Genomic DNA, 13147 nt, shown 5'->3' with positions numbered 1-13147 from the left:
AATGAATTATAATGGACTTATAAAGTAGCAGAAAGGATGAGAAAGATGTATCAAGAGCAGCGGCTTTCAAAGATGCTGGAACTTTTGGAGGACAAAGGGCAGCTGGCATCCAAGGATATGGTAGACTATTTTCAAGTTTCAAAGGACACTATTCGCCGTGATTTCTCAATTTTGAGCGAGCGAAAACTGGTTCAGCGAACCCATGGCGGGATTATTCCTTTGGAAACTAGTCGGCAAATTCCTTCTTTCAACGACCGTGTCGGCCAACTAAACCAAGAAAAAAAGGCCATTGCTCACAAGGCTCTGGACTTTCTCAAACCCAATCAGGTCAATTTCTTTGATGTATCAACGGTGGTTCTCAAGCTGGCTCAGCAAGTTCAGCAACCGATGACGATTTTTTCTCATTCTTTGGATAATGCCATCATGCTGAGTGATCAAGAGCAGGTTGATTTCCATCTTTTAGGTGGGAGGTTCTATCCGAGAAATCGTTTTTACTACGCCCTCAATGAAGCTGAGTTGCTCAGAGAAATTTCTTTCGACCTAGCCTTTATCGGAGCTGCAGGGCTAAAAAATGGCCAAGTCAGCTTTGAAGACCAAGAAGATGCCTATCTGAAGAAGCTCGCTCTCAAGCAGGCTAAGACAAAGATTCTGCTGGCCGAGCAGGCCAAAGTTAAGAAAGAATCAAACTATATTTTAGGAAATATCAGCGATTTTGACTACTGGATCACGGATCAAAAACCTAGCCCTGAGCTAGAAGCTCTTCTGACTGGGAAAGTCACCATTATTTACTAGCTCGACAAGATTTCATTTTGTAGCTTATGGAGGAAGCAACCATGACCAAGCAACCTATTCGTTTGATTATCAGCGACATTGACGGCACAATCCTTGATGACCAGCACCAAGTAGATCCACAACTGAGGGAGCAGATCCCCTTGCTGAAAAAAGAAAATATTCCCTTTATTCTAGCTTCTGCCCGCTCTCCTCTGGGAATGGAGCCAATTGCGCGCGAGCTGGGACTGGGTGATAACCCACTAGCCTGCTACAACGGTGCTCTGGTCATCAAGGGTGACCCGCAAGATTACGAGACCATTATCGAGCATCCATTGGATAAAAAAGAAATCCGCACTTTTCTGGAGTTGGTCAAGACTGAGTTTCCTAGTATTTCCAGCAATCTCTACTCTGGTAAAGATTGGATTACTGACCGTTTGGACAAGTGGGTACAAATTGAAGCTGAGATTACAGGTGAGCGACCTCTTATTCAAAATGTTCTATTGCCCGTTCTGGATGCCCTCATTCCAGTCCATAAGTTGCTATTGATTGATGAAGCAGCTGTTATCCAGCAACTGCATGCTTACTTGCAAACGCTGGATTTCCCCAACACAGCCTTCTACCTGTCCAAGGACAACTATTTGGAAGTCACACATAAACATGTGTCAAAAGAGCAGGCCATGACGATTGGAGACAACTTCAATGACCTTCCGATGCTGCGAATGGCTGGTCTGGGAGTCGCCATGGGTAATGCCCCTGAAGCAGTTAAACTCGAGGCAACAGTTGTCACTAAAAGCAACAACCAGAACGGTGTCGCAAAAGCTATTGAAAAGTATGTTTTGATGTAACGAAAAAATCTGCCCTTGAGCAGATTTTTTTATTGATGGTAATCATAGGCAAGCCGAGGGCTACCGTCTGGCAAATAAATCGTACCACACTGGCTAAAGCCGTAGCGGAGAATGGCTGCTTGCATCGGATGGTTATCCGCATGCGTATCGATGTGGAGATAGGAAATTTGCTGCAGGCAAAAGTCAAAACACTGGTAAGCCAGACCCTTGACTTGTCCATTTGAAGCGATACGGTGGATTGTACCGTAGGGCTCTGAAAAATGCCAAGCACCTTCAATCTCTTGGTAGGTCGGATCTGGTCCGATGATGAACGCAAAAGTTCCAACAACTTGCCCAGCCTCTTCAAAGACATAGCAGTGACCCGCCCGAATATCTTCCTCTACCAACTGACGATTCGGATAGGAAGCCGGCCACTGATTTGGATTTCCCATAGTCCGCATAAATTCCCTAGCCTGCTCAAAAATTGCTAAAATTGCCGGGATATCTCGCGTTTCCGCCAAGCGAATCATGTCTTCTCCCTCCAGCTTGCATTCTTATTTGACAAATTCCTCGTAGTTGCCCGTGTAATTAGCCCACTCCTTACTGAAGAATTTTTCATTGATCTGATAGTTGGGAGCAGGTTGGGAGTTAGATACAAAAGGATCTACAGCCTTGTCGAAGGCCAGCCAGCCATTCCAGCCCATGTGGATCGTATCCTGCATAAAGTAAGGCTTGTCGCCGTCCTTAGAAAAGTCAGCAATATTCGTAAAACCTTGACTTTCCAACTGGAACTTAATCTTCTCAACCGTCCGCTGGTACATATCTTCGCTCAGTCCAGTATAGGCCATCCATTTGGCATTGACCGGTGGAATGACAAAGATGACATTGGTTTTTGATTTGGCAAATTGCTCCAAAACCAGCTGCAAATCATTGTACTCAGGAGACTTTTCGTAAGACTGCTTGGATTGGAAACCTTTAAACTTCTTGATTTTTCTGGCCAAACGCTTCTTATAAAAGTCATTATCGATGCCTAAATCATTGTTATTAGTTCGCTCCATAGCATCTGCCGTAGCCAGTTTTTCCAATTCTTCATAGGAGAATTCATCCGGAAGACGGGAAAGCTGAGGCAAGACCTTCGTGTCAAAATTGTCATTATTGCCAGCCGCAAGAGTGCTGAAAAGAGCATCTTCCCGCTGATAAATCCGGCTCATGGTGTTGATATACTGCTGCTCAAAAGAAGTCAGTTGGCGTCCATCAGCCACTTTCCTGACAATATCCCCCATAGCAATGTTAGGATAGAGCTGCAAAAGCCGCTGGGCTGCATACTGAGAGCCTACACCACCGTCCTGCCAGCTAAGAAAACCAGCTAGCTGATCGCTATTGAAATACTGCTGAAAAGCCGCCGCATCATAGCCCTTTTTGGTGAACCATTGAGGAGAAACGACATAGACAGCCGTCTTATTTTCCAGCTCAGAGGTCATCTGCTGCATTCCAAAATATTGGTTGAGCGAAGCCGCCCCCCGCTGCCCTAGAAAATAAGGTCGGTAATTGCGGTCATACTTCTCAGCCAAAACAGCTGGGTGCATACTGTCAAAGCGCAGCCATTCGCTGGAGCCAAAGTAGGGCACAAAACGGGTATCTTGATCTGTCAGGGCCGTCATTTTTTTGCTACGGCTCTTGAAAGTTTCTGCTGTAAGGGTCACAGCTGCCCGCTTCTCTGCTTCCACATCATGCTTTTTCTCAAGCGGATAGAAGAAAAAGAGCAGGGCGACCATGATCAAGGCGCAGAAGACTGGCCCCAGAATCAGCCAGAGTCGTTTAAGCATTACGAAGCTCCGTTACGCCTTCAACGATTTTATTGGCTGTATTCCAGTCATCGCGGCCAAATTCTGATACTGGCACACGGATATCAAAACGGTTTTCCAGTTCAACAATTAGCTCCACTGTTCCCATACTATCCAAAACGCCGGCATCAAACAAATCCTCGTCCATCATGTCCGAAACATCTTCCATAAATAATTCGTCAATAATTTCAATTACTTCTGCTTTTACATCCATTATAGTTTCCTCGTTTACATTTTATTTTTTAAACCAAAGGTCATTCAAAAATCCTGAAAAGATCAAGAATGAGAACATGACAACATGGAAGGTGATAACAACCCCCAGCGCTTGGGTCCACTTGTTGTCAGGTAGGGCTGGCAGTCCCTTGCTTTTACGCTCTTTATTGATGGTCTTTTTCTTACGAAGCCAAGCATCATTGACCACCAAGCCCAGACCGTGGAAAAGACCATAGGCGATATAGTACCAGGTCACACCATGCCAGAAGCCCATGACCAACATATTGATCAGATAGGCCACACTGGAAGTCGTATTGCGGTTTTTAAAGACCTTGTTGCGCATGAGCACCATGACCAGTCGCATAAAGACAAAGTCGCGGAACCAGAAGGACAGGCTCATGTGCCAGCGATTCCAGAATTCCTTCAAATCGCGTGAAACAAAAGGCTTGTCAAAGTTGATAGGACTCTTGATGCCCATGAGATTGGAAATGGCCACCGCAAACATCGAATAACCGGCAAAGTCAAAGAAGAGATCCAGACCAAATACATACATGACGCCTAGCGTTCCTAGATTGAAGAAACCGCCAGTATAGAGGGCATAGGTCTTGACATGCCCTAAAATCATGTGGCCAAAGATATGGGCGAGGACAAACTTATAAAGAAAGCCCAGCATGATATATTTGACCGATTGCTCCAGCATATCCAAAAGCTCATCTCGCTCTGGTATTTGGAGATAATTTTCATTGAAACGCTTGAAACGATCAATGGGGCCACTCGAAAAAGTAGGCATAAAGAGCATAAAGCGGAGGAATTCCCAGAGGCTGAAATCAGTCAGTACGCCATCCCTCAGCTCAATAATCATCCCAACTGAGCGGAAGGTCAGATAAGAAATTCCCAGAAAGCCAAAGAGCGATTGATGGCCACTGATAGCCGGCTCGACCTTGACCCAGAATAGGGGCAGAACCGCCAATGCTGTATGCAAATAAAATATCCACTTGCTATCCCGCTTTTTGCGGTAGAATTTATAAGAATAAACCCAGACCGTCTGCCAGACGACATAAAAGAGCAGAGCATAAAGCTGCGCCAGACTAGGGCCGGTCAGCATCAAGACAATAAAGACCAAGCTGACCAAGGCTTCATAGACTGGGAAGCGTTTTTTAAAGAAGAGTCCGATAAAGATTGGCAAAACGGCCAAGATAAGATAAAGGAAATACTGTGGGTCTCCGTAAGGCTCCAGATGAGGAAGCTGTTTCAAGAAATCCATCATGACTTGTTGACCTCACTAATCAGCCCCTTAATATCAATCTTGCCATTTGGTGTTAGGGGCAGAGATTCCCGATAGAGGAACTTAGACGGCATCATATAAGACATCATGATATCCTGTAGATCCTCCTTGATAGCCTTGGTAATATCGATTTCGCGGTCAAATTGCTCTGCAACACCCTCTTTCAAAATAACGTAGGCCAATAAGTTTTGAACCTTATGGTCCTTGTTGTAGCGTGGCACTGCTACTGCCGCCTCGATATACTTGGATTTGTTGAGGTTTTGAGATACGTCCTCTAGCTCGATGCGATAGCCGTTAAACTTAATCTGGAAGTCCATACGACCGCCATAGAGTAAGAGACCTTCATCAGTCATCGTACCCACATCACCTGTATGATAGGCTGGCAGCCCTTCAAATTCAAAGAAGGCTTCAGCTGTCTTTTCAGGATTATTGAGATAACCCTTGGACACGGCTGGTCCGCAGACAATGATTTCTCCCTGCTGACCATTCGGCAATTTTTGCCCATTTTCATCGATGATAAAGGTTGGAGAATCTTCCTTAGTATAGCCGATTGGCAAGCGCTTGAGGGTCGCTAGCATCTCATCTGTGATGGCAACTGCAGATAGAGCCACCGTTGCCTCAGTCGGACCATAGGCATTGATAATACGAGCCTCAGGGAAACGCTCCCGCAATTTCTGAGCTGTCTTGACCGTCAGCTCCTCTCCATCAAAGTAAAAATGCGTAATGCCTGGCATCTTTTGGCTGTTAAAATCCTCCGAAAGCATGGCCATATCCGCAAAGGACGGTGTAGAAGTCCAGATTGCTACAGGGAGGCTGAGAATCGTTTCAAATAGCTGCTTGAAGTCCTGAGTCAGACTAGAAGGTAGGGCATAGAGCGTGCCTCCCAGCGCCAAAGTAGGCGCCCAGTACATAACTGACAAGTCGAAAGAATAAGGCGGTTGCGCCAGCATTTGCGGACGGCTCGGTGTCGCAAATTCCTTGTCCGTAATCATCCAATTAGTAAAGCTGAGCAGGTTATCATGAGAGATTTGCACACCTTTAGGTTTACCAGTCGTACCAGAAGTAAAGATAATGTAGTAATTATCATCTCCCTTGACTGGATGACTAATCTCATAGGCAGTCTTCTCTGCGTAAGCCGCTCGAACCTGATCCAGACTGAGAATAGCTGCATCTGTATCAGCCAGCGGAAAATCTGCAATGGCGATAATCAGGCTTGGTTTAGCTACTTCCACAATAGCAGTCACGCGCTCCAAGGCTGAATGACTATCAATAGGAATATAGGCATGACCTGCCTTAGTCAGAGCCACAAAAGTAGCCAGCATTTCATACTCCTGACCACCGTAGACAACGACGGGTGACTTAGGAGCCAGCCCCAAGCTATCAATCTTGGCTGCCAGTGCATCGGAATCGGCCTTTAGATCTCCGTAAGTATGAACTTGTCCGAGGACATTGTAGACAGGGAAATCTGGCTGCGTCTGAGCAAAGTGCTCAATTGCTTCAATCATATCTGTAATTGCTGTATTTGACATGTGTATAGTACTCTCTTACATTAAAATTCATTGTAGATAAAGCCACCTTGACCTTGACCAAGGTAACTAAAGAAATAAAGCAGGGCTACGAAAATCACAAAGTATAGCAATGTCTGCCCTACAAACTTATAAATCGTCTTATATTTCGTCATTTCATTCACTCTTATCTTTTTTTAGATAGACATAGATTATTTTACCATTTTATAGAGAAAGATTTCAATATAAAAGCTATGGATTGTGTAAAGTTCTTGTAAGGAAATAAAGAGGAGAAAAGCTGATTCCCTTATTTTTCATGGATGAAATCCTTTTCAAAACATATATCTAAAATTTATATACATTGCTTGACTTTTAGTTCAAAAGGGGCTATCCTATATGTAGAAAATTTATATATAATATTTTTATATATAGGAGGTAGTACATGTATTTTCCTACATCTTCTACCCTGATAGAATTTCTGATTTTAGCGATTTTAGATAAAGAGGATTCCTACGGCTACGAGATTAGCCAGACCATCAAGCTCATTGCCGATATTAAGGAGTCCACTCTTTATCCTATCCTGAAAAAATTGGAAAAGAGTCAGTATTTAGAGACATACTCTCAGGAATATCAAGGTCGAAAACGAAAATATTACTCTCTGACCCCAAGAGGTCAGAAACAACTGGTCAGCCTCAAAGATGAATGGGAGCTTTATACCAACATGATTAATGGCATTATCGAAGGGAGTGTTCGCCATGACAAGAACTGAATATCTAGCTCAACTAGATAACTATTTGAAAAAGTTGCCAGCAAAAGACTACCAAGAAGCCATGGACTACTTTACCGAGTACTTTGACGAGGTCGGCCTTGAGGGCGAGGCAGCGGCTATGGCTGAGCTAGGCAGTCCCAAGGAAGCGGCTCACGAGATTATCATCAATCTTTTGGACAAGAAAATAGAAGAAGACAGCCAAGAAGATAGCTCTGTCAAAAACAGCAAGCAGATCGTCCAGATTGCCATTCTGTCCATCTTGGCAGCACCGCTGGCAATCCCTCTCTTAATCTTGGCTTTGACTTTGGTCTTTACTTTCTTCCTCCTCATCAGTGTCTTTGCTTTTGTTATGGCCACCTTTGCTTTTGCTATGTTTGTCATGGGGGCTAGTCTGATTTGGGACAGTCTGACTCTCGGCATGGGCACTTCTATTCCTGCTTTTGCCCTCAGTTTGGGAATGAGCCTCTTAGCCTTAGGCTTGGCTGGACTCTTCTATCTCAGCATTGGTCCTATCCTCTGCTTTATCAAACTGAGTTTTGTCAAACTCGCCCAAGCCTTGGCACGGAAAGGAGGCCGTCATGTCTAAAGTAAGAAAAACCATATTCAGCTTTGCTATTGCTGCCTGTCTGCTGGGTCTAGGCCTCATACTGGCAGGGCTAGCTAGTGGTGGTCTGCAGGATCTGGTGAAGAGCTCAGCCGCTAGCACCAAGATGGCCAAGCAAGAAGAAACCTATGACAATATCCATTCCTTAAATCTAGAGTTGAGCAACCGCTCGGTTATTATCGAAGAATCGCCCGATGATAAGGTTCACTTGACCTATTATCAAGGAGATGGCAAGACATCTGAAAAAGTAACCACTAAAGCTGAAAACGGAAGTTTATACATTAACGAATCAAGCTTTTTTATCAACATTAACAGCGGCCTGCGCTCCTTACTCGGCTTGATAAATGGAGAATTAGAAAGGACTCAACAAGTTATCCTATCCCTGCCTAAGGGAAGGAACTTGGAAGAGGTTAAGGCCAGTTTGGCTAACGGCAGCCTATCAATCAATGACCTGACAATCAAAAAATTAAAAGCCGATCTCAGCAATGGCTCTATCGAACTCAGTCACAGCCAGATTGAGAGCGGTAGCATTGAAAGTGCTAACGGTAGCATCGAGCTAGTCCAAACCAGCCTGACCGATACTCAAATCAGTCTCGCCAACGGGAGTATTCATAGCGATAAATTAACCCTCAAGGGCAATATCAACATGTCCAGCGACAATGGCTCCATCGATCTCCATCTCACCGAAGAGACCTACAAAGCCATCTCACTGGATCTGCAGACAGATATAGGTGACATTGAACTACCCAAGGAGATGCAGACGAGCCACGAACAAGATGACTTTATCGGCGATCGAGTCATCCACACCAATGAACGGGCCCAAGCCAAGCTGACCGCCCGCACCAGCACCGGCAGCATTGAGATTAATCATTAAAAATAGAACGGAGCCTGATTGGTTCCGTTTTTTATAGTCCAAATGGTAAAATAAGATAAAGAGGTGTTTCGAATGACAAACTATAAATGGCTATTTTTTGATATTGGTTCTACTTTAATCAATGAAGAGAAAGCTTATCAGGATAGGATTGAACAAGCAATCGCAGAAACAAATATCACTTATGATACATTTTATCAAAGAATGCTAGTCTTATTTCAAGAGGGGCTAAAGGGGGATTTAATAGCGCTACAAGAGTATAGTTTAGAACAACCAAAGTGGAAATCTGAGCTAGAAATACTTTATCCAGATGCAAAAATAGTTTTAGAAACTTTGCATAATCGCTATAAAATAGGTGTTATTGCTAATCAGCTACCTAACTTAGAAAAGCGGTTAGAAAACTTTGGTATCAGACAATGGATTGACCTGGTTATCTCATCAGCTGATTGTGGATTTTCTAAACCTAGTTCTAAAATTTTTCAACTAGCCCTTCAACAAGCTTCATGCTCTGCTTCATCTGCTACTATGATTGGTGACAGACTTGATAATGATATTGCGCCAGCTAAGGCATTGGGCATGAAAACTATTTGGATAAAACAAGGATTTAGTGCATATAGTCCAATCCAATCACCATCAGAAGAACCTGATTTTACTGTAAATTCCTTATCGGACCTGCTAAAAATTCTCTAACTCCACCTTTACTTCCTATAGCCTTTATGTTATGATACTCTATAAAATTTATCACAAGGAGGTTCCTATGAAAAAACTCACACCTGGTATGCACATTCGGGTCGTCAGCCCTTCGGCATCAATCGAGCACATCGGAGGATTTGAGGCCAATCTAGCTGCCAAGGAGCGGTTGGAAAAGCTAGGATTTACCGTGTCTTTTTCGGAGCATTATCTGGAAAATGATATGTTAGGCTCTGCCTCCATCGAAAGCCGGGTGACAGACATCCATGCTGCCTTCGCAGATGAGTCGGTTGATGCTATTCTGGCCACCATCGGCGGTTTCAACTGCAATGAGCTCCTGCCCTATCTGGACTTTGAATTGATTGCTAGAAATCCTAAGATTTTCTGCGGCTACTCGGACACAACAGCCTTGCTCAGCGCAATTTATAGTAAGACTGGCATGAAAACCTACATGGGTCCCTCCTACTCTAGCTTTAAGATGGATGCCCTGCAGGACTATCAGACCGAGAGCTGGCTCAAGGCCGTCAGTCAGACTTCTTATGAATTGACTCCTAGTGAAAAATGGGGCAGTAATGCTTGGTATCTGCCCGATGCGCCACTGACCTTCCATAAGACAGAATGGAAAGTCTACAACCATGGGCAAGCCCAAGCCACTGCTATCGGCGGCAATCTCTCTACCTTCTCGCTTCTACGTGGCACACCCTATGCCCCGACAGATGAAAACTATGTCCTTTTTGTTGAAGAGGCGGAGGAAGATGATTATGTGGAGTTTGACCGCAATCTAGCTGCCCTCCTTCAGGCCTATCCTAACCCACAGGCCCTTCTCATCGGCCGCTTTCCAAAAGAATGTCTGATGACAGAGGAGTTGCTCCTTTATATCTTGGACAAACATCCAATTCTCAAACAAATTCCTGTCCTCTATGACTTGGACTTTGCTCATACTCAGCCACTCTTTACCATTACCATCGGTGCTCAGGTGACGGTTGATACGGAAAAGATGGCCATCAGAATTGATGAATAAACAAGAATCCCTCGTTCCAGCTGGAATGAGGGAGATTTCTTTTTGGTTCTATTCAATTAAACTTTCATGATTAGGCTTAGTGTCCACCGGGACCGCCACCTTGGCCGTCTGGGGCACCGCCACCACCAGGGCCATCTGCTGTGATTTCGGTTCGGCTTTGCCCATTAACCGTGATAGTCCCGCCCATATAGGTAGCCTTGCCATCAAAGTCAAAGGCAGATACCGTGGAAGTGATAGCTAAGTTGCCGCCCGTCATGATGATATCGCCATTGGAATCAAGAGCATCTGTATCGCCTTGGCCGACCTCAACCTTGATATCACCACCAGTAATCTTGATGAAAATCTCAGCCCCAGTCGCCGTACTAGCTGCATTGATACCATCATCCGTCGCATAAAGATCAAGTGTACCGCCGTTAATCGTGACATTTGTTCCCTCTAACGCTTCGACACTAGACTTGACTGTGATCGTTCCGCCGTCAATCACCGCTGCATTACTGGCATGAAGACCGTCATCACCAGCATTAATCGTAATGATCCCAGACTGGATATAGAGATTTCCGAGCGAAGTGTCCTCGTCATTATCTGCGTGGATGGCATCCTCCGTCGCGGTAATATCCAGACTAGCCTCCTTGATGTTAATGGCATCATTGGCTGACAAGCCATTCTTGTAGCCTTTAATCGTATAAGTCCCGCCTGTGATACGCAGGTCATCATTAGACTCGACCGCGTTACCATATTTTCCTTCAATAGTCAGACTGCCTGAGCCGTTAAAGGTCAAATCGTCCTTGCTGTAAATGGCCGCATCGTAGTCAGTATTGGTGTGATTGGCTGAGTCAGAAATGCTATTCTTGCTGCCTTCAGCTAGGGTAATGAAGGTTTTATCCGCATTTTCTACCACAATCGCTGCATCCGTCCCTGTCATAGTCACGCCATCCAAGACGATCTGAACCTTGTCTTGATCGCCAGCCTTGACAACAATCTGCACATTTTCACTGCTGCCAGAGAGGACATAAGTCCCAGCTGCCATAATGGTCACCGTTGAGCCAGAAACGCTGGCTCCGTCACCGGATGTCTTGGCTGTAGAGCCGCTCAAGCTAATTTTGGTCGCTGTCGACTCATCATAAGAAGCATCCTGATCACGATCCGTGAAATAGCTAGATGTATCTGCCTTTGTCGTACTGGTAGCCGTTTGAGTGGTCGTGGCACTAGCACTCGTAGGAGTGCTGGACTGGCTGGTCAAGCTGCAAGCTCCCAAGGTGACACTCATTAGCGCTAGAGGCACCATTAGTTTTATTTTCTGAACTATTTTTTTCTTGCCTGTTTTCATGATCGGCCTCTTTCTAGATATTATAATTCATTTTCTTTCGTAATGTAGCGACTGATAGCAATCTCTAGGTTGCCATTGCGCGTGCGTAGGGCATCGATGAGTTCTTTTTCGGTCATTCGACCATTCAGCTGAATGATGTATTTAAGCTTGAACAAACTTCCCATATCAGAGGTTTTGACATTAGCCAGTTCAACATGATTGGTAGCTTTGCTGAAAATATCATCAAAAATGCTCTCATAATCCAGACTTTCTGGTATGACGACAGTCAGCTGGCGCATGGAATGCTTCATCTGACCAAAATTAACCACCTCAAGCAACAGCATGACGAGCGACATGATGAGGGTAAAGACGGTCGCAAAGACCAGATAGCCCATTCCGATGGCAATCCCGATTGTCATGACCAAGAAAATGGACACCAGCTCCTTTGCCCCTCCTGGTGCGGAACGGAAACGAATCAAGCTGAAGGCCCCCATGACAGCAACCCCTGCTCCTAGACTTCCATTGACTAAGAAGATTACAATTGCAATCAAGGTCGGTAAAAGCGCCAAACTCATCACAAAGGATTTGCTGTAAACTGTCTTAAACTGGTAAACCTTGGCAACGACCAAGCCCAAAAGCAAGGACACTCCGATTGCCAGCATCATCATGGCCGGATCTACGGCCGTATCGGTAAAAATATCATAAAATAAGTGATTAAGCATGATTTACAACTCCTTTATAGTCTGTCGTTTTCTTGTAGGCAACCCCGTATTTGGAAAAGGAGCTTGGGAAGACCTGATGGCAATCCAAAATCTCACTCAGCCAGAGCGGATAGGCTCCTGGCACCTTGACTTCCATAATCACATGATGATCCGGCAGAAGATTTTCTCCGTAATGACCATGCAAGAGGCTCAAATCATAATTGCGGTAGGTCAAATCGTGGTCAATGGTAATCCGAACATTGGGATCCTCAATCCCCTTCATAGAATAACGATTGTAGTAGATATACATCATGGGCTGCAGGCCACCGTAGCGCTGACTCAGCCAGTCGATTTCCTCACGAATCTGACAATCTTCAATCTTACTGTGATCGCCCTCCAAGTAAGCCTCTGCAGCGACTAAATCTGTCGAAATGCGGCGTTTGTAGACAATTTTACGCACTTTTTTCTTGATTTCCAAAAAGACTTGACTGTCTTCTCTTGGATTTTCATCGTAGGTCCGCACGCGCAATTTTTCTTTAAAATACGGCTTTTCTAAAGACTCACGAATCATTTGATAGGTCGGGGTGTCGTAGTAAAGATTGTTGATGGTCGAATAAGCATGCTCATCCTCCACCAGATGGCCTTCAAACTCGGTCAATAAATCGGCCAAAGTTTCTTTGGAAATAATGTATTTGGTTTCAAATCGTTGAAATTTATCTTTAAATGTTTTTTTAGCCATGGAT

General features: G+C 44.7%; 16 protein-coding genes. 7 read left to right on the top strand and 9 right to left on the bottom strand.

Going from position 1 to position 13147, the window contains the following annotated elements; all coding sequences use genetic code 11:
- Positions 1-45: 45 nt before the first annotated feature.
- Both FXF62_RS03280 and FXF62_RS03275 read left to right on the top strand, forming a co-directional pair.
- Positions 46-792, top strand: a complete 747-nt coding sequence (locus tag FXF62_RS03280; RefSeq protein WP_149517718.1) for a DeoR/GlpR family DNA-binding transcription regulator — start codon at positions 46-48, stop codon at positions 790-792.
- A 41-nt stretch (positions 793-833) separates the two neighbouring features.
- Positions 834-1616, top strand: coding sequence for a Cof-type HAD-IIB family hydrolase (locus FXF62_RS03275; RefSeq protein WP_149517621.1), 783 nt, complete (start codon positions 834-836; stop codon positions 1614-1616).
- Positions 1617-1645: 29 nt separating this feature from the next.
- Here FXF62_RS03275 and FXF62_RS03270 read toward each other — a convergent pair whose 3' ends face one another.
- From FXF62_RS03270 to FXF62_RS03245, 6 genes are read right to left on the bottom strand one after another with little or no spacing between them, the layout of a single operon-like run.
- Positions 1646-2125 (bottom strand): GNAT family N-acetyltransferase, encoded by a 480-nt coding sequence (locus FXF62_RS03270; RefSeq protein ID WP_149517620.1) that lies wholly within the window; start codon positions 2123-2125, stop codon positions 1646-1648.
- Positions 2126-2149: 24 nt separating this feature from the next.
- Positions 2150-3421, bottom strand: a complete 1272-nt coding sequence (dltD, locus tag FXF62_RS03265; protein ID WP_149517619.1) for a D-alanyl-lipoteichoic acid biosynthesis protein DltD — start codon at positions 3419-3421, stop codon at positions 2150-2152.
- On the bottom strand, positions 3414-3653 hold the full coding sequence (gene dltC, locus FXF62_RS03260) for a D-alanine--poly(phosphoribitol) ligase subunit DltC (RefSeq protein WP_005591431.1): 240 nt from the start codon (positions 3651-3653) through the stop codon (positions 3414-3416). The genes dltD and dltC overlap by 8 nt, the downstream gene beginning before the upstream one ends.
- Before the next feature lie 21 nt (positions 3654-3674).
- Positions 3675-4919, bottom strand: a complete 1245-nt coding sequence (gene dltB, locus FXF62_RS03255) for a D-alanyl-lipoteichoic acid biosynthesis protein DltB (RefSeq protein ID WP_149517618.1) — start codon at positions 4917-4919, stop codon at positions 3675-3677.
- Complete coding sequence (dltA, locus tag FXF62_RS03250) at positions 4916-6466, bottom strand: D-alanine--poly(phosphoribitol) ligase subunit DltA (protein ID WP_149517617.1); 1551 nt, start codon at positions 6464-6466, stop codon at positions 4916-4918. The genes dltB and dltA overlap by 4 nt, the downstream gene beginning before the upstream one ends.
- A gap of 20 nt (positions 6467-6486) precedes the next feature.
- Positions 6487-6618, bottom strand: coding sequence for a teichoic acid D-Ala incorporation-associated protein DltX (locus tag FXF62_RS03245; protein ID WP_005591428.1), 132 nt, complete (start codon positions 6616-6618; stop codon positions 6487-6489).
- A gap of 266 nt (positions 6619-6884) precedes the next feature.
- Here FXF62_RS03245 and FXF62_RS03240 point away from each other — a divergent pair, with 266 nt between their 5' ends.
- The 5 genes from FXF62_RS03240 to FXF62_RS03220 all read left to right on the top strand — a co-directional run bounded on the left by FXF62_RS03240 (position 6885) and on the right by FXF62_RS03220 (position 10397).
- The gene (locus FXF62_RS03240; protein ID WP_149517616.1) at positions 6885-7211 is read left to right on the top strand and encodes a PadR family transcriptional regulator; all 327 of its coding nucleotides are present in this window, start codon (positions 6885-6887) and stop codon (positions 7209-7211) included.
- The gene (locus FXF62_RS03235; RefSeq protein WP_149517615.1) at positions 7198-7797 is read left to right on the top strand and encodes a DUF1700 domain-containing protein; all 600 of its coding nucleotides are present in this window, start codon (positions 7198-7200) and stop codon (positions 7795-7797) included. The genes FXF62_RS03240 and FXF62_RS03235 overlap by 14 nt, the downstream gene beginning before the upstream one ends.
- A complete protein-coding gene (locus FXF62_RS03230; RefSeq protein ID WP_149517614.1) occupies positions 7790-8689 on the top strand; it encodes a DUF4097 family beta strand repeat-containing protein in 900 nt (299 codons plus the stop codon). Before FXF62_RS03235 ends, FXF62_RS03230 begins: the two co-directional genes overlap by 8 nt.
- Positions 8690-8761: 72 nt before the next feature.
- A complete protein-coding gene (locus FXF62_RS03225) occupies positions 8762-9376 on the top strand; it encodes an HAD family hydrolase (protein WP_149517613.1) in 615 nt (204 codons plus the stop codon).
- A gap of 67 nt (positions 9377-9443) precedes the next feature.
- Positions 9444-10397, top strand: a complete 954-nt coding sequence (locus FXF62_RS03220; protein ID WP_149517612.1) for a S66 family peptidase — start codon at positions 9444-9446, stop codon at positions 10395-10397.
- A gap of 76 nt (positions 10398-10473) precedes the next feature.
- On the opposite strand, the gene FXF62_RS03215 is transcribed toward FXF62_RS03220, so the two are convergent.
- From FXF62_RS03215 to FXF62_RS03205, 3 genes are read right to left on the bottom strand one after another with little or no spacing between them, the layout of a single operon-like run.
- Positions 10474-11724 (bottom strand): carbohydrate-binding domain-containing protein, encoded by a 1251-nt coding sequence (locus FXF62_RS03215; protein WP_149517611.1) that lies wholly within the window; start codon positions 11722-11724, stop codon positions 10474-10476.
- 20 nt (positions 11725-11744) lie between these two features.
- Positions 11745-12425: a DUF4956 domain-containing protein gene (locus FXF62_RS03210; RefSeq protein ID WP_149517610.1), complete on the bottom strand. Its 681-nt coding sequence runs from the start codon at positions 12423-12425 to the stop codon at positions 11745-11747.
- Positions 12418-13143, bottom strand: a complete 726-nt coding sequence (locus FXF62_RS03205; RefSeq protein ID WP_149517609.1) for a polyphosphate polymerase domain-containing protein — start codon at positions 13141-13143, stop codon at positions 12418-12420. The genes FXF62_RS03210 and FXF62_RS03205 overlap by 8 nt, the downstream gene beginning before the upstream one ends.
- Positions 13144-13147 lie beyond the last annotated feature (4 nt).

The sequence above is a fragment of the Streptococcus cristatus genome (assembly GCF_008369405.1).
GTDB classification, from domain to species: Bacteria; Bacillota; Bacilli; order Lactobacillales; family Streptococcaceae; genus Streptococcus; species Streptococcus cristatus_G.
This window is presented reverse-complemented; position numbering and strand designations above follow the sequence as displayed.